The organism is Streptomyces sp. NBC_01166 (assembly GCF_045039765.1).
Lineage (GTDB): Bacteria > Actinomycetota > Actinomycetes > Streptomycetales > Streptomycetaceae > Streptomyces.
On the sequence record NZ_CP108613.1, the window covers coordinates 2,622,111 to 2,637,784 of the forward strand.

Here is a 15,674-nt window from a genome sequence, read left to right on the forward strand (position 1 = left end):
AGGGTCACCCGTATGAGTGCAGCCGTAGCAGCCATGGTCGCCGCAGTCGTCGGCGTGCTCGGCACGCTCTTCGCCCCGGTGATGACGAGTTGGGTGACGAGGCGCCAGCGCACGGCGGACGAGCTGGCCGAGGAGAGGCGGAGGAACTTCGAGGACCGGCGCACCGCGTACACCTCGATGAACCGGGCGACCCGCCATTTCCACACCCTCCTCAAGGACGCCCTGCACCGCGTGCGTGACGGGGTCTACAGCGACGACGACCGGGCGGGGCTGGAGGAAGCCCGGCGCGACTACCGCGACCGGTACGCCGAGGCTCAGATGATCGTCCCCGGTGTCGTCCTGGCCGCGTCCCGCGAGCTCAACGTGGTCCTCGCCGGGGTGGACTCCGCGCTCAAGCGCGTCGACCGCGGTCTGCCCCGCGAGGGCGAGACGGCCGGCCGGCTGATCCTGGACCTCAAGGCGGCTGATCCGCAACTCACCGCCATGCACCGCCTCATGCGCCAGGACCTCGGCATCTCGGACTGAGCGGCCCTCGGATCGGCCTGGCCGCGCCGGCCGCGCCGGCCGCGACGTGCTGGGCCTGCTGCATCCTGCTCAACCGCACGATGGGAGCCCGCCTGCCCGGTCTGGAGGGCTCGGCGGCCGCTGCGGCCGTCTCCGGCACCCTCTTCCTGCCGGTCGCCGTCGTGGTCTCCACCGCGCACCGTTCCACCGCCCGCCGGAGCGCGACATGACGTGCCGCCCAGCGGCGGGCGGCCGGCTCTAGGGTGGTGGTCGCGGAAGTACGCCGGCCGTCGGCTTCGCGGCGCTCGGGCGTGGAGGCGAGGGCCGGGTGGGCAGAACCGGACGCAGGGCGGAGAATACGGTGACAGCAGGCAGCCGCGGGGTGCTGGGAGTCGTGGGCACGGCCACCGACGGAGTGGAGACGCTGCGCACCGGGCTGGTCGAGCCGGCCATCGCGCTGGGCTGGCAGGTGGCCGTGACGCTCACGCCGAGCGCCGGGCGATGGCTCCGGGCGAACGGGGAGTGGGACCGGCTGGAGTCGCTGACCGGCCTGCCGGTGCGGGACACGCCCCGCCTGCCCACGGAGCCCCGCCCGCACCCGGTGGCCGACTGCTACGTCGTCGCACCCGCGAGCGCGAACTACGTCGCCAAGCTCGCGACGGGTATCGCCGACAACCAGGCCCTGACGCAGGTGGGCGAGGCACTCGGCACGGCCGGCGTCCCGGTGGTGGTGTTCCCCCGGATCAACGCCGCGCACGCGCGGCACCCGGCGTGGGAGGGGCACATCGGGACACTGCGGAGGGCGGGCGTCGAGCTCGTGTACGGGGCGGATGTCTGGCCCCTGTACGAACCTCGGCAGGGTCCGGAGGTACGGGAGCTCCCCTGGGCGGCGATCCTCGGACGCCCGGCTGTGGGCCCGCGTTGACGCCGGGCCTCCTTAGGATGGCCCGAAGTACACGGGCCGACGGGCGGGGTGGGACATGGCAGGCCGGGTCACAGCGGTGAGCAGCAACGGGACGTACGCGTTCAGCAAGCCCAACCGTCCCTCCATCACGCTGCTCGCGGGCCTCGGCGTCGAGGGGGACGTCCACGCGGGCGAGACGATCCGCCACCAGTTCCGCATGACGTACGAGCCGGACCTGCCCAACCTGCGTCAGGTGCACCTGATGCACGAGGAACTCTTCGACGAACTCGCCCTCAGGGGTTACGCCGTCGCGGCGGGCGGGCTCGGCGAGAACATCACCACCCGCGATGTCGACCTGCTCGGCCTTCCGACGGGCACCCTGCTGCACCTCGGCGCGGAGGCGGTGGTGGAGGTGACGGGCCTGCGCAACCCGTGCGCCAAGATCAACGACTTCCGGCAGGGGCTGCTCGGAGAGATGTTCGCCATCGATCCGGAGTCGGGGGACTTCACGTTCAGGTCCGGCGTCATGGCCGTGGTCCGCCACGGCGGCCCGGTCCGCCCGTCCGACGCGGTGGAGGTCGAGCTCCCACCGGCCCCGCACCGCCCGCTGGAGCGCGTCTGAAGGGGGGCGGCTTCTACGAGGCCGGCGCCGAGCCGGTCCGTCGCTCATGACGCACGCGTGCGAGGTGATGGGCCTCGCACAGCAGCCGGCGCACGGCCTCGTCGGTCCGCCCGCCCGGATTCACGACCGCGAGCCAGCCGACGGAACCGTAGACCGGGTGTGCGATCACGGTGTCGGTGACGCTCGGGTCGCCCTCCGGGGCCGGCTCGCGCGGCGCGTGGCCGGTCCATTCGCTGAACGTCTCCTTCCTGGCGGCGACGTTGACGCGGAAGGCGCCCGGGCGGTCCAGGCGCGACCGCTCGTCGCCGGGGTAGTTCTTCGTCACGATCGTCGCGAACGGTTGAGTCGCTTTCGGCGGGACGCCGTCGGGCGCGTACGAGAAGAACGTGTCTCCCCAGCTGATCTCGGGTGTTCCGTCGCCGGGTGCGGGCCTGACGGCCAGGACGCCGCCGAGGCCTTGCACGAAGTCGGTGATCTCGTCGATGGTCATGTACTCAAGCGTTTCATCAAGGTGCTTGTGGAGGCTTTGGACGGGAATCCGGAGGAGCGGCGGGTGGCAACCCTCAAGTCGTCGGCTATGCGCACGGTCGATGTCGCGCGGCGGGCGGGATACTCCGTCCAGCAGATCCGCAACCTCGAACGCGACGGTGTCCTGCCGCCGGCGACGCGTACGGCCTCCGGCTACCGGGTCCACGGGGAGGCGCACGTCCAGTCCGCGCTGGCCTACCGGGCCCTCGCTGCCGCCACGGGCCCGGTCGGGGCCAAGCGGATCGTGCGCGCTGTCCACGCGCGCCCGGTCACGGAGGCGCTCGCGCTGCTCGACGCGGCACACGCCCGGCTCGACCGGGAGCGTACGGACCTGGAACTGGCCAAGGAGGCCGTGACGGCGATCTCCGCCGAGCGGATCGAAGACGTACGCCCGTCGGACTCGATGGGTGTCTCCGAACTCGCCGCCGCGCTCGGGGTGCGCCCGTCCACATTGCGGCACTGGGACGCCGAGGGGCTCGCCGTTCCGGACCGGGTCCCTCCACGAGGGACGCGACGGTACTCACCCGCGCAGATCCGGGACGCCAGGATCGTGCACCAACTACGCAGCGCGGGCTACCGGATCGAGCAGCTCCGGGCCTTGATGCCGAGCCTGCGACGCGGGCCCGGCAGGGAGGAGACCGGAGCCGCCCTGACCGCCCGGGACGCGAGCATCGCGGCCCGCTCCCGCGCCCTTCTCGACGCCGCGGGGCCGCTCGGCGCACTGCTGACATCCCGTCAAAAACCGTGCTAGTGCGGCCGTTGCACCACAGAGGGCCCGACACCGTCCGGTGTCGGGCCCTCTGTGGTGGTCAACGCGTGAGGCGGGCGCCCGGCCGGCGCCTCACCTCACGCGTCAGGCGTGCGAACCTGCCTTGCGACGGCGCACGACGAACACCGCGCCCGCACCGATCGCCAGGGCCGCGCCGCTCGCGAGCGCGAGCTGCGAGGTGGCGGAGGACGAGCCGGTGGCGGCGAGGCTGCCGCCCGCGGGACTGGCCGACCCGGCGCTCTGCGGCTTGAGGTCCGAGGTGTTCGGCTTGGTCGCGCCGGGCTTGGCGTCGTCGACCTTGCCGGGCTTGCTGCCCGCGGCGGCGATCATGAACTCGTAGCCCTCGAGGTCCGGGCTCCCGCCGCAGGTGCCGTTGTCGTTCCAGTAGTCACCGGCGACGAAGGTGACACCGTTGCCCGCGGGGGCCGAGGCGTCGACCGTGAGGCGCAGCTTGATGTCGGCGTGGGCGCCGGCCTTCAGCGGGCTGATCTTCTCGATGTAGTTCTCGTTGTCGACGTTCTTCCACTTCGAGGACGAGGCGGTCGACCACTGCAGGTGCACCAGGTGGTCGAGGTCGTTGAGCCCGCTCCGGTCGGTCGCGTGGGCGTAGACGAACGGGAACACCTCGTCCATCGTCTTGTCGGTGCCGTTGGTCACCCGGAGCTTGAAGTTGACCTTGGTGCCGGCGACGACCGTGGACGGCAGGCCCGTGACGACCGTGGCGAGCTTGGGCTCGGGGACGCAGGTGTCGTCCTCCCCACCGTCCTCGCCACCCTCGGCCTCCTCCTCCTTCGCCTTGGCGAGCGCCGCGTCGGCGGCGGTCTTGTCGGCGAGTGCGGCCTCGGTGGCCTTCTTCGCCTCCCTCAGCTTCTGGCGGGCTTCGCTCTGGTCGACGGCGAGTGCGGTCCGCGCCTTCACGACCTCGGCTTCAGCGGCGTCCTTGGCCTCAGCGGCAACCTCGGCAGCGGTCTCGGCTTCGGCGAGTTTCGTCGTAGCGGCGAGCTTCTCCGCGTCGGTCGCCGTTTCCGAAAGTTCCTCGAACTCGGCCTTGGCCTTCACGAGCGCCTGGTCGGCGTCGGTCTTCGCCGTACCGGCGGCCGCGGCCGCGGTCTCAGCGGCCTTGGCGGCCACGACCAGGGGGGCGGTGTCGGACAGCGCCTCGTCCAGGGCCGCCTTGGAGGCGCTTTCGGCCGCCAAGGCGTCGTCGTACGCCGTCTGCGCTGCGGCGGCGGCCTTCTCCAGCTCCGCGACGGACGGCTTCTCCTGCGTCCGCGCTGCCGGCTTGTCGTCGGCGAACGCGGGGGTGACCGACAGCAGCAGCGCAGGCGTGGTCACTGCGGCGGCAACAGCTGTGGCAAGTATCTGGCGAATCTTCACTAGAGCCCTTCGAGGTCCGAAAAAGAGAGAAGGGGCCGCAGCGGAATGGGACACGCATACGCGACTTGATGTGATCGTATGACCGGAAGGGCGGTCAGTCGTCACACTTTCTTCACCCTCCTGTACCGGTGACACCACCCTGAGGCAGACAGAAAAGACGAATGGGTGCAGTTGCTTTCACTACCTGTGCTTTCGCTGTGAGGAACGCCACATACCCTGAATGCGCCCCCTCGGCCGACCGGCTCGGCAAAGGGCCCGTCGGCGCCGGTGTTCGTCGTGACCCCCGGCGGTACCGCAACGGAGATGATCGACGCATGGAAGGCGGTGTCTCCGGGCATCACCGAGCGCAACAAGGCGGCGCCCCCTCTCGGGCGCATGGCCGAGCCCCGCGAGGTGGCCGAGGCAGCCACGTGGCTGCTCAGCGGCGGCGCCTCGGTGGTGACCGGCGCGATGGTGCCGGTCGACGGCAGCGCCGACGCCCGAGTGCTTCCCGTCAGACGCGGGGCGGCGGTTGACCCTGCCCCTCCGTCACCAGGCCGCCGCCCACCCTCAGCTCAGACATGCAGGGTGGGCCGGTAGACGAGTTCCTGGGTGTGGCCGTCGAGCGTCCGGTGGTCGATCAGCTCAAGGTCGAAGTCGGCCGCCCCCTGGAAGATCGGGTCCAGCCCGGTCTGCCCGGTGATCACGGGGAAGAGAGTCACCTGGACGCGGTCGACCAGGCCGGCGGCCATCAGGGCCCGGTTCATCGACAGGCTGCCGTGCGAGCGCAACGGCACCTCGGACTCCTTCTTGAGCCGAGCGACGACGTCGACGGCGTCGCCACTCGCAACGGTCGCGTCCGGCCAGTCGAGGGGCCCGTCCAGCGTGGTCGACACCACCGTTGCCGGCAGACTCCTCATCCGTGTGACCCACGGGTCGTGTACGTCGGACTCCTCGCTGCTGGACGCCACCATCTGCGCGAACGCGCGATACGTGTTGGCCCCGAAGACCATCCGCTGGTCCTCGCGGTACAGATCGAGGCGGCGCTCGAGGAGCTCGGGGCCTTGCTTGCCCCAGTAGCCGGTCCAGTTGCCGCCGGCGGCACCGAAGCCGTCGAGGCTGGAAAAGACGTCGAATGTGTAGGTGGAGGTCATGGCGTTCTCCTCGGCTGCGATGGGTCGCGTATGTGGATAAAGACCGGAAACCACGGCGAAACTCATCGCTGCCGGACGCCTGGACGTGCGGATACGGCCGCCCCGGGTGCGGCCCCAGGAATTGATGCCGCACCCGGGAAGGGTTGAGGGTCAGCGCATTCAGCCAAATGGCGCGAGGGAAGAGGACGCCGGGAAACACCGAGTCACAGGAGACGTCAACGGTCCGAACGACCGCCATCCGCTCCGGACGCCCGGTGATCCACTTGTCACGGGCCCTCGGTGAAACGGACGGACCAGGCGTAGCCACTCAAGCTGTCGTGCGGTACTCGCCGGACCTCTCTGACCTGACACCTGTCGTGGGCGTACTTCAGGGCGAAGCGTTCGTGGCGCTGCGCGTCGGTGAGGTCCTCCATGGAAAGAGGTGCTCCGACAACGAGGTCCTCGTGAAGGACTTCGTCCGTGGCGGCCCCGTTCGAGCAGGCCGAGCAGTGATGCGTTTTCGGTAGGGCCATACGTTCAGTGTGCTCCTAACCCGGAGCCTCTGGCATTCGCAGCGCGTACGGCCGCACTACACAGCACCTCAGGGGCTGACGTTTCCGTCGACGCTGCCGGGCCCCGCCGCAGCCCTGGAGGGCCCCTCAGCCTCAGGCAGGGACGGAGAAATACCGATCAGATGCTCCTGATGACGGATGGAACCTCAACGCCACGCGTGGCGGATCTTCAACCGTCCGAATCCCATGGTTCCGGAGATCCGGATTTCCGGCCCACCGGGGCGTGAGCGCCGCGTGGTCCGGTAACGCGAGTCCTTCCACCCGGTCTGCAGATTCTCGAGGTCGACGATCGCGTCGCGGGGCACCGTGATCCGGGCCCTGCCGGTCCCGAGTTGCAGCTCGATGTCGACCACCGAATGCTCTATGACCGCCCGGGACAGATCCAGGCGCACCCTTCCGAATGCGGACTCGATCTTCAGGCTCCGAGGCACCCGCCATGCGCCGCGCCGCCGGATCCGTCCGCCGGCGGCGGCGATCGTGGACGTGGTGACCGCCTTCTCTGCCGGGAGCGAGGCCAGGGTCGACTTGAGCTCGCTGTGCGACCTGACGGTGAGCACCTGATGGAGGCGCTCGTCCAAATCCTCGTGCGAGATGTGCCCTTCGGCGTACGCCTCCTGCAAACGTCGCACGGCCGTGTCACGGTCGTCGTCGCTGATGAGTGGCGGCCGGTCTTCCGGCATAGCGGTCACCGTTGCACTCTACTGCCGTGCCGGCGACGCGAACGGGCCGAAGTCTGTAACAGGCAAGGCATCTTATCGAGAATGCTCATATGACTGAAGAACTGGTGAGGTTCCTGAAAGCGCGACTGGACGAGGAAGCCGACTTGGCCAGACGCTGCGACGGTGACGGATGCGGGGAGTGGTTTGCCCACGGACAAACGGTCGACTTCTGTCAGGTTGACCTCCCCGGCTTCCACCCCACGATTGCTCTACATGTGGCTCTTCACGACCCGGCCCGTGTCCTTCGCGAGATCGAGGCCAAACGGCGCATCCTGGCCCGCCATGCTCGCGACCCCTGGCCTTGCCACAACTTGCGCGACCTTGCTTCGCCCTACACCGACCATCCTGACTACCCCGCGCAGGCCTGAAGCAGCGCAGCAGACGTGCAGAGCGCGTGCCGAGGGTCGAGCCTGAACCGGCCCTGGCCCGCCGAAGGCCGTTTACCAGCCGGTTATTGCCCAGGAGATCGTTCAACGGCACCAGTACGCGGCAGCTGACAGGCTGCGGCGTACCAAGGGGAGTTCAGCCAGAAGCTGTGGGTTGAGGCTGAGATGAACTCGACGTTTTCGCCTCAGCCCAGGGCGAGATGGCCGCGCTATAGGGTTCGGCCGGGGGAGATCATGACCGATCGCGGCTGGCAGGACGATGGGGAGTACTACAACGCAGTCCGACGAGCCGAACGCGCAACTCGCCTCGGCTGGGCGGCGGTCGCCGGAACGGCAGGAACACTCGGCTGCGCGCTCATCGCCTTGCTCACGCTCTGCGCCGGCGCGGTCGTGGCGTGCCTGTACGCCGTGGTGGCTATGGACTACTGAAGGCCTCCTCAGGATTGCCCCGTAAATGATGGCCTCCTGCACCTGGGGCCCGCCCGGGGGATCAGGGACGGACAGGAAGGCGGCGGGCCGGGGATGAGCCGTCGGCTGGGATGGAGCCGCTCGTCGCGAGGACCTCGCCTGTGTCGGCGAACTCCCAGCGGGTCGCATACCGCCCGTCCTCGAACGGCCATGCGACGCGAACGACAGGGCGGCTCAACAGGCTCTCGAACCAGCCGGCGCACCGCTCCGCGAGCTCTTCCACAGTGCCGGACGCCCGGAAGAAGCCATGCTCAGGCGACTCGTAGAGATTGAACAACTGGTCGCAGACCCTCCCGGCCAGCACGTATGTGCCGTAGAAGTGCACGGCCCACTGACCGAGCACCAGTCGGCGCGCCTCGTCGAGAAGACTGATGTGGACGAGCAACGACGACTCGTCCTCGGGCCGTCCTACCTGGCTGGGAGCCCACGGCACCCGCCAGTCAACGGTCCGGGATTGCAGGGCGGCCAGGAAGGCGAGTTCGGCCTCGCGGAAGTCCCAGGGCTCCTCGCCGTACTCCTCCGGGTCCTCGACCTCGAACCAGCTGTTGACGACCACGGGGCGATTCTAGAAGCACGGGGTGCCTCGCGGATCACAGATGGATCCATAGGCGGATGGCACGGGCGTCCCCAGGGGCGGCCCTGCCTCGTCCACGGTCTCGCCGCGCACCGCGGCCCCAACTTGCCGAAACAGCAGCTCCGATGCCGTGATCACACCGGCCGCTCCAAGAGCATCTCAGTCATGACCAGGCGACATAGGGCGACACCTAAGGTACGCAGCATGACACTGCAGCTTGTTCAGGTGAACTTCAAGGCCCGGGACGAGTCGGCGCTCGGCCAGTTCTGGGCGGAGGCGCTCGGCTGGGGAGCTTCCAGCGAGGGCCCTGGAGTCGCCAACCTGGAGCCCGTGGGCTTCGACTGGCCGGACCCGTCCGCAGTCTGCGTCGATCTCGTCCGCGTCCCGGACCCGGAGACGGTGAGGTACCGCGTACACATCGAGCTCGCCACCACCTCGGACGCCCATCAGGCGGAGTTGGTCGCGCGCCTGAAGGACCTCGGGGCGACTCTCGTCGACGTGGGCCAGGGCGATGTGCCGTGGACGATGCTGGCCGACCCGGAGGGCAACGTGTTCAGCGTCCTGGAGCCCCGAGAGCTCTACCGGGACACCGGGCCCATTGCCGCCGTGGTCGTCGACTGCGCCGACCCACGGGGCATGGTCCGGTTCTGGGGCGAGGCGATCGACTGGACCGTCCATGAGATGACCGACGACCGCGCCCTGCTGCGCTCCGTCAAGGGCGTCGGACCGTACCTGGAGTTTCGCCGCACGCCGGATGACAAGGTCGTACGGAGCCGCATCCACCTCGACGTGATGTCCGACCCTGTCGAGGATCAGGCGAAGGAAGTAGCCCGGCTCGAAGGTCTCGGTGCGACAAGGGCCGACGTGGGTCAGGGTGACGTCTCCTGGGTCGTCCTTGCCGACCCGGAGGGCAACGAGTTCTGCGTCCTCGGCCGGGGCTGACGCGGAGCTCCGTCCGCTCCCTCGTGGCGGTGCGGCAGTGCGCACCGCCACGCGATACCGGGAACCACTGAGAGGTCCCGGGAAGGGTTCTGGTGCTGCGTTCGGCGATGTGAGTCAACTGGTGACAGCATTTCGGCACTGTGCGAGGCTGATCTTCGGCAAGGGGAGGCCGGCATGAATAACGCCTCGCACGAACGCGGCGACGGAGATTCCCACGGCGCAGAAACGGTGCAGTCAGCGGACCCGGCGGAGGTCGCGGGGCCTCAGGCCGCGTCAGAGGCTGAGCAGCCGCAGGCGAACGCCGAAGGGAAGAAGAATTCCGATGACTGGATTGCGCTCTCGTTCGCCGCGACGGCGTACACGGCCTTTTTCGTAAGCCTGCTGGGCGCCTTCGTCTGGTTGTGTCTCACGTCCGGGGACTACGCGGGCAGCGTCTCCGGGCGCATTGTCTTTGTGTCGGTTGCGTTGGTCCCGGCGGTACTCGCCTGCGGCGCGGTGGCATTTGTCGTCGGCATCGTCGCACCCTTCCTCGTCGGCCTGGTGCGGGCCGGGGTGAGGCTGGTTCGTTGGGCCGGGCGGAAGATCACCCCGCGTCCGGACCGGACGGACGGTGCTGGCCTCCCGGGGTGATGCTTGAGGGCAGGTGGTCAGCGGTCGCAAGGCTCGCCTAGGCCAGTCCCCCGACCCGGCGTAGAAACGCAGTTCGCCGGCCTCACAACCTGACCGACGCCCAGAAAGCCAACGGCGCTCTACTATCAGCCCCCTGGGGGCTGATCCCCCACCTCATGCCGAATATCACGGAGGGCGTCAGTTCACGCGGTTGGGTCCACGTTCCACGCCGCAGGCAGATCGCTGTCGCAGAAGACGCAGACGAAGTCACCCTCGCGCACGATGTTGTGTTCCCGGCAGTCGGGGCACCGCCGGAACACCACCTCATGGGTGAAGCCGGAGGGCCGTCCGAGCTCCACGTCGTCCAGAGCGCGGGCGACTGCCGGCCAGGAGGTGATGTCCGGGCAGTACCCGGTGGACTGGTTACTGACCTCGCTCACGGTCCACCGGCCCGCCTCGCGCATGAAGCTGATCTCGCCGGCACTCAGCACCATGTCTCCGTCGGCGCAGGCCACGTGCTCGCTTCGTCGTGACGCCAGCCGAAGCACACCATCTATACCGACCACGAAGGTGAACGGCTCGGTCGGCTCCGCCGCAGATTGCTCAGCGATCCAGCCACCGAAGTCAGCAGCCGAGCCGATCCGGCACCCGCCCCCACCAGGCCGGAGCGCAGCTTTCAGTTCGACCGGACCGACGTATCGGTATCCCCGTCCCCACTCACTCACGTCAGCCACCTGGACCACGATGAGGTGGTTGGTGATGCTTCGCAGCCAGATCCCTGGTCCTGGCGGACCGGTTCGGACAAGCTGCGGCACATGAACTGGATGCCTCTGCTCTCCACACTGGCTGGTGCCGTCATCGGCATCTCGGCAACTCTGATCGCGGATCGTAACCGGTGGCGGCGGGAGGAGGCCAGGCACGCGCTGGAGCTACGGCGCGAGGTGTACAGCGAGTTCGTCTCCGCCCTCAAAACCGCGGGTGAAGAGATACGCGCCGTCGCTTTGGGTGATCACATGTCCGACTCGGCGCGTGATGCCGCCGTGCGGGAAGCCTTCCGCGGCACCGGTGTCTACACAGCAAGTGAGCGCCTCTGGCTCGTGGGCCCGCCCCAGGTCGTGGCAGCGGGGAATGCAGCGTTTCACAGCTGGCGCACGATACGTGACGCCTACGCCCGGGGCCTGGCTGTCGGATCCACCGAGGAAGCGCCCCTCATCGCGCAACGGCGCACGGCCATGGCTGAGATGCGCCGTCTCATGCGTGAGGACCTGGGCATCGGGCCCCTCGAGATCGAGTGAGCATCCCACCGGAAAGCCCGCGCGGCTTTGGAAAGCCAGCCACACAACCGATTCCGGACACGGTGCTCATCATGGACGGCACCTGGTCCCGCCCCGGGATCAACGAACAAGGCCCAGGCTCCCGGTTCTGTACCGGTGACCTGGGCCTTCGTCGTGCTTCCTGCTGGTGGGCGCGGACGGTTTCGAACCGCCGACATCTGCTTTGTAAGCCTGGCGCCGACCACAAGACGGTCTTAGCTGGTCAACAGCCTTTCCGCAGCGCCATGCCAGTCAGCGCTTGCCTGCACCGCCTAACACCCCGATTGACCGTGACTGACTGCTCGATCTGGCACGGATCTGGCACGCGCAGCCTCACCACGCAACGACGGCACCACCGCCGTCGGGCTCGCCTGGTAGTACGCGTGCACGCAGATCATCCATTCACATGCTCAGCTCTCATGTATCTGTAGAGCCGAAGGAAATCTTGAGCGTCCCTGGCTGAAAGCCACGGAACTTTCAGCTCATCACCTAGCGGCAAGGGAACCTGTTCTTCAAGGGCCCGCCTCTCCTTCGCGGTCAAAACCGGCACCCTGATGTTGTAGGGCTCATCCCCAGGAAAGCTAACGAAATCAAGTTCTTTGAAGCGACAGCTATCAAAAGCAACACTCGACCCAGGCCCTACAACCACTCCACCAAAGGTCTGCATCTTGGCACCATCAGCGTAATGTATGTCCACCACCTGGCGCCATTGCGCGCTAATTTCACGATTCCTAAGGGCGGTGGTTATAATGTCATTCAAAATGGTGCGCTGAGTTCCAGCTAGTCCCCAAATAGCCAGCGAATCGTCCGTAACATTTGCAGGTATCCGCTCTTCACCAACAAATTTGACCAAGGACTCACGCCGTTGGGCGATCTGCCCTTCAGGGTGCGCATTGAGCGTAACGAACAAGGCGCTCCCAGGCTGCAGCCGGCCACACAAGAGCGATACGTCGTGAATCACTTCTTCGTCGAGGCGCTGCGTGTAGTCAAGCCACACAATACTGAGCCTCTCCCAGTTAAGTTCAGCCAGAACCTCACTGGCACGCCCGGGCAGGACCTGAACTGTCTTGAAAGGCCGATTAAAAGTATGCCGCTCTATCGACGAGACGTCACCTTCAATCGATACCATCTCATTGATATTTAGAGCGCGATGCATCAGGTGGAAATCTACGAACTCCAGAGCACCGAAACCTATGTACTGGTACTCCGCAACACTAGCCATCGCCGACAGGCGTCTACAGACATCGACGATCATGTGCCTCTGCACGGCCTTAGATGGCCGCAACTGATAGTCAATAGCAGGCACTAGTCATCCTCCCCGACTTGATTTCTGTAGAAGAAATCAAATGTTTGCCTGCCCACCTCGGAGACAGCCGAGGTGTTCAACGCATCCGCGACAGCGTCATACCTCTTCTTTTCGACCGAGTATTGTATTTTCCTCATACTCGGTCGCAGCGTCGGCTCTTTCGGAGCTGGGTAGGTGAAACGAGCTGACATGCGGATCTCCCGAAGGCGGACTTCGCGAGCATGCGAAAGAGCCTGCGCGATCGGCCTATCTTCCGGCATATCCGTGTTCTGCCGTTCAGACTTCACTCGATTTAGCATATGCACTACTTCGAGGCCGGCCTGCTTCACCTCTGAAGCGATTCTGCGCCAAACTCGGGAGTCCTGGTCAACACCGGTCTTAGTCGTATTCCACGGCAAAAGCTCATTGTAGGCGGAATCGATAAAAACATATCCCCTAAAGCGACGATACTGTGGGTGATAAACGGGAAGCCCGTCACCCCACCCGGTAAGTGTCGTTCGATCAGCAGCGATCAACAGACGATTGTTGCAAAAGACATACCAGCCAGCGTCTTTTTCTCGCGGGAAGTCCTCCGCCTGATCGTCTCCTTCGGGACCCAATGCCTCTGAAACACCGGCGTAGAGTTTGACATTCACGGTCTTCTGCCCCTCATTGACATTGATCTGCCTAAAGAGAGGGCGAACCGCATCGCTTTGTTGCAACTGAGGGATGAAAGGCGTTACTGCCTCATCCTGGAGAATTATACGCATCCCCCTGTCCATGGCGTCACGGTGACGCAGCCGCAGTTGATAGCGCAGATTGCCGACTGTCTGCGACGATGCAAAGTCTTCTGCAACCGTGTCATGCAGTTTCGATACGACGATTCGTGTTCCAGTATCCACATCACGAGTCGGCTTGTAATTCTCATCGACGTGACTCAACGTAAACGTCCAGTCGGCCCCGGAGGTTTGAGCCCATTCATCAACGTCAACATCCAAGCCAAAATTACTATTGTCAGACTTGGAGTGCACGCTAAAGTGGCCACCCAGCTTGAAGAGAGCCCGTTTCATTCCGACGCCGAATTGACCAACGGATCCGGGCGTTCCTTTTACCGACTGCGGACGACCGAAACGGAAGGCGTACTCGCGGGCCACATCCAGCGGAATACCGCCACAATTATCTTCGATCTCAAAACGATCGGGGCCAACCTTCAGGCGAACCTGGAGGCCCTCATATGTGCCGTCGCCTCGCAGTCGCCGCGCGCCATCGACGCTGTTATCCACCAAGTCGAGAATCGCCGGAAGCAGCTCAATGTCCTTGACCAACATTGCGATGAAGAACCGCTTCTCAGGACTCGCCTCAACGCGGGTAGACGCGGAAACACTATCGGTCATGCTCTCCCCCAGGTTTTCGACGTGGGCGTCTACACATGATGGCAACACCACGCCGCCCCCCGCGGCACGCCACGACGAAACCGCATGCTAGTCGCCCGTTCAGCTAGCGCACAAGGACGCGCGTGTGCGATCGTCAGGCCGGCTGAGGCGAGCAACTAGGTACAGTGGGTGGGGACATGAGACAGACAAGGAGCCGGCGCCGACCGGTAGCGATCGACCTGTTCGCCGGGGTCGGGGGCCTCTCTCTAGGGTTTGAGCAGGCAGGATTCGACGTACTGGCGGCGGTTGAGTACGACCCGGTTCACGCTGCAGCGCACCGTTACAACTTCCCTCTCACCGAGGTTCTCTGTCGCGACGTCAAGAACATAGGACGTACCGAGATCATCAGCGCTGCGCACCGAGGTTGGCGCTTGCACCACAGGTCAGGCCCAGCTTGGGATGGCGCAGTTGACGTGATCATCGGCGGCCCTTCCTGTCAGGGATTCTCAACGATGGGACATCGCAATCAACATGACGAGCGTAACGACCTCCTTCTAGAGTTTGTTCGAATTGTCACCGAGGTGCGCCCCCGCGCCTTCTGCCTAGAAAATGTGCCGGGTCTACTCCAGGACAAGTACTCCATCGTGCGGGAGACGGCTCTTACACGTCTGCGATCTGCTGGTTACCGAATTTCCGGGTTCGATAAAGTAGTTAACGCGGCGCAGTACGGTGTTCCGCAGAATCGCAAGCGAGTTGTCATCATGGGTGCGCTCGACACTGAAGTGGCCCCCCTAACTCCTTCTCCTACGCTGGTATCGGTTGCCGAATCGTTTGCACAACTCCCCGACGCCTCAGACAATGCTCGCCTTCTCGACGTTGACAAGGCGCCAATCTCCGATTTCCCTCAAAGCAATTGGATGTCAGAGAGTTCCGTCTATGCGGATTTCATAGGTGGCTGCAGGAAGGATCCTGCAGATCTTTCTCGCCCGCGCATCTGGGATTCTTCGATGCTAACAAACTCTCGGCTTTCAGCTCACACAGCCGAATCCATTCGGCGCTTTTCTCGTACAGCTCAGGGAACCGTCGAACCCGTCAGCCGGTTCTACCGTCTGTCCCTTACAGGTCAGTCGAGGACACTCCGAGCAGGAACAGGTAGGGAGCGAGGCGCTTTTACGTCACCTCGACCTCTGCACCCAATTAGGGATCGAGTAATCACTGTACGGGAAGCAGCTCGTCTACACTCATTCCCTGATTGGTTCGGCTTCCACATCACGAACTGGCACGGTCACCGGCAAATCGGAAATTCAGTTCCCCCTCTTCTAGCTCGGGCCGCAGGGCAGCGTATCGCCCAAGCTCTAGAAACCTCTCCAGTGCGTGGACGAGCTGAGATTCGCCTCGGTGACGAATCTCTGCTGCAGGTATCCATGGGAGAAGCCGCTCCACTTTTTAAGGCATTGCCGGAGGAGATCCCAGCTCAGCGGGCCCGCAGTAGCGCCAGGGTTCCGATAGCAAAAGAATGACAACCTTTCAGACAGCTGGCTAAAAGTCGCAGTGCACAGCTTTTGGACTGCGATCTGAAGTCGCTACCCGCCCGACCCACCACTCACCCCGGTTCCC

At 65.5% G+C, this 15,674-nt stretch carries 20 protein-coding genes and 1 pseudogene; 12 read left to right on the forward strand and 9 right to left on the reverse strand.

What is annotated here, in order from left to right; all coding sequences use genetic code 11:
* Positions 1-12: 12 nt before the first annotated feature.
* The 4 genes from OG379_RS12120 to OG379_RS12135 all read left to right on the forward strand — a co-directional run bounded on the left by OG379_RS12120 (position 13) and on the right by OG379_RS12135 (position 2,030).
* The gene (locus tag OG379_RS12120; RefSeq protein ID WP_393761599.1) at positions 13-525 is read left to right on the forward strand and encodes a hypothetical protein; all 513 of its coding nucleotides are present in this window, start codon (positions 13-15) and stop codon (positions 523-525) included.
* Positions 526-605: 80 nt separating this feature from the next.
* Complete coding sequence (locus OG379_RS12125; RefSeq protein WP_405661985.1) at positions 606-734, forward strand: hypothetical protein; 129 nt, start codon at positions 606-608, stop codon at positions 732-734.
* A gap of 131 nt (positions 735-865) precedes the next feature.
* Positions 866-1,429, forward strand: coding sequence for a flavoprotein (locus OG379_RS12130; RefSeq protein ID WP_393761601.1), 564 nt, complete (start codon positions 866-868; stop codon positions 1,427-1,429).
* 55 nt (positions 1,430-1,484) lie between these two features.
* A complete protein-coding gene (locus OG379_RS12135; protein WP_405661987.1) occupies positions 1,485-2,030 on the forward strand; it encodes an MOSC domain-containing protein in 546 nt (181 codons plus the stop codon).
* A 13-nt stretch (positions 2,031-2,043) separates the two neighbouring features.
* Here the strand turns inward: OG379_RS12135 and OG379_RS12140 are convergent, their stop codons facing one another.
* On the reverse strand, positions 2,044-2,520 hold the full coding sequence (locus tag OG379_RS12140; RefSeq protein ID WP_405661989.1) for a DUF6194 family protein: 477 nt from the start codon (positions 2,518-2,520) through the stop codon (positions 2,044-2,046).
* A gap of 63 nt (positions 2,521-2,583) precedes the next feature.
* Between OG379_RS12140 and OG379_RS12145 the strand changes: the two genes are divergently transcribed.
* On the forward strand, positions 2,584-3,309 hold the full coding sequence (locus tag OG379_RS12145; RefSeq protein ID WP_405661992.1) for a MerR family transcriptional regulator: 726 nt from the start codon (positions 2,584-2,586) through the stop codon (positions 3,307-3,309).
* Positions 3,310-3,411: 102 nt separating this feature from the next.
* Here OG379_RS12145 and OG379_RS12150 read toward each other — a convergent pair whose 3' ends face one another.
* Positions 3,412-4,704, reverse strand: coding sequence for an LAETG motif-containing sortase-dependent surface protein (locus OG379_RS12150; protein WP_405661994.1), 1,293 nt, complete (start codon positions 4,702-4,704; stop codon positions 3,412-3,414).
* Positions 4,705-4,980: 276 nt separating this feature from the next.
* Between OG379_RS12150 and OG379_RS12155 the strand changes: the two are divergent.
* A pseudogene (locus OG379_RS12155) lies at positions 4,981-5,184 on the forward strand (SDR family oxidoreductase); the annotation flags it as partial.
* Between the two features lie 74 nt (positions 5,185-5,258).
* Here the strand turns inward: OG379_RS12155 and OG379_RS12160 are convergent.
* The 3 genes from OG379_RS12160 to OG379_RS12170 all read right to left on the reverse strand — a co-directional run bounded on the left by OG379_RS12160 (position 5,259) and on the right by OG379_RS12170 (position 7,077).
* Entirely contained in the window at positions 5,259-5,837 is a 579-nt protein-coding gene (locus tag OG379_RS12160; protein WP_405661997.1) for a dihydrofolate reductase family protein, read from the reverse strand.
* A 266-nt stretch (positions 5,838-6,103) separates the two neighbouring features.
* Positions 6,104-6,349: a hypothetical protein gene (locus OG379_RS12165; RefSeq protein ID WP_405661999.1), complete on the reverse strand. Its 246-nt coding sequence runs from the start codon at positions 6,347-6,349 to the stop codon at positions 6,104-6,106.
* Between the two features lie 185 nt (positions 6,350-6,534).
* Entirely contained in the window at positions 6,535-7,077 is a 543-nt protein-coding gene (locus tag OG379_RS12170; protein WP_405662001.1) for a DUF1707 domain-containing protein, read from the reverse strand.
* 80 nt (positions 7,078-7,157) lie between these two features.
* Between OG379_RS12170 and OG379_RS12175 the strand changes: the two genes are divergently transcribed.
* Together OG379_RS12175 and OG379_RS12180 are read left to right on the forward strand one after the other, a co-directional pair.
* Positions 7,158-7,475 carry a DUF6221 family protein gene (locus OG379_RS12175; protein ID WP_405662004.1) on the forward strand — a complete coding sequence of 106 codons (318 nt, stop codon included), beginning with the start codon at positions 7,158-7,160 and terminating at the stop codon, positions 7,473-7,475.
* A gap of 252 nt (positions 7,476-7,727) precedes the next feature.
* Entirely contained in the window at positions 7,728-7,922 is a 195-nt protein-coding gene (locus tag OG379_RS12180; protein WP_405662006.1) for a hypothetical protein, read from the forward strand.
* 61 nt (positions 7,923-7,983) lie between these two features.
* On the opposite strand, the gene OG379_RS12185 is transcribed toward OG379_RS12180, so the two are convergent.
* On the reverse strand, positions 7,984-8,517 hold the full coding sequence (locus OG379_RS12185; protein ID WP_405662009.1) for a hypothetical protein: 534 nt from the start codon (positions 8,515-8,517) through the stop codon (positions 7,984-7,986).
* A gap of 222 nt (positions 8,518-8,739) precedes the next feature.
* Between OG379_RS12185 and OG379_RS12190 the strand changes: the two genes are divergently transcribed.
* Together OG379_RS12190 and OG379_RS12195 are read left to right on the forward strand one after the other, a co-directional pair.
* Entirely contained in the window at positions 8,740-9,477 is a 738-nt protein-coding gene (locus OG379_RS12190; RefSeq protein ID WP_405662012.1) for a VOC family protein, read from the forward strand.
* A 174-nt stretch (positions 9,478-9,651) separates the two neighbouring features.
* Positions 9,652-10,107, forward strand: a complete 456-nt coding sequence (locus OG379_RS12195) for a hypothetical protein (protein WP_405662015.1) — start codon at positions 9,652-9,654, stop codon at positions 10,105-10,107.
* Positions 10,108-10,289: 182 nt separating this feature from the next.
* Here the strand turns inward: OG379_RS12195 and OG379_RS12200 are convergent, their stop codons facing one another.
* Positions 10,290-10,811: a hypothetical protein gene (locus tag OG379_RS12200; RefSeq protein WP_405662017.1), complete on the reverse strand. Its 522-nt coding sequence runs from the start codon at positions 10,809-10,811 to the stop codon at positions 10,290-10,292.
* A 90-nt stretch (positions 10,812-10,901) separates the two neighbouring features.
* Here OG379_RS12200 and OG379_RS12205 point away from each other — a divergent pair, with 90 nt between their 5' ends.
* Entirely contained in the window at positions 10,902-11,381 is a 480-nt protein-coding gene (locus tag OG379_RS12205) for a hypothetical protein (RefSeq protein ID WP_405662019.1), read from the forward strand.
* Positions 11,382-11,793: 412 nt separating this feature from the next.
* On the opposite strand, the gene OG379_RS12210 is transcribed toward OG379_RS12205, so the two are convergent.
* Together OG379_RS12210 and OG379_RS12215 are read right to left on the reverse strand one after the other, a co-directional pair.
* Positions 11,794-12,705 carry an O-methyltransferase gene (locus OG379_RS12210; protein WP_405662022.1) on the reverse strand — a complete coding sequence of 304 codons (912 nt, stop codon included), beginning with the start codon at positions 12,703-12,705 and terminating at the stop codon, positions 11,794-11,796.
* Complete coding sequence (locus OG379_RS12215) at positions 12,705-14,078, reverse strand: ATP-binding protein (RefSeq protein ID WP_405662024.1); 1,374 nt, start codon at positions 14,076-14,078, stop codon at positions 12,705-12,707. The genes OG379_RS12210 and OG379_RS12215 overlap by 1 nt, the downstream gene beginning before the upstream one ends.
* Positions 14,079-14,254: 176 nt before the next feature.
* On the opposite strand from OG379_RS12215, the gene OG379_RS12220 reads away from it, so the two are divergent.
* Complete coding sequence (locus tag OG379_RS12220) at positions 14,255-15,577, forward strand: DNA cytosine methyltransferase (protein ID WP_405662027.1); 1,323 nt, start codon at positions 14,255-14,257, stop codon at positions 15,575-15,577.
* Positions 15,578-15,674 lie beyond the last annotated feature (97 nt).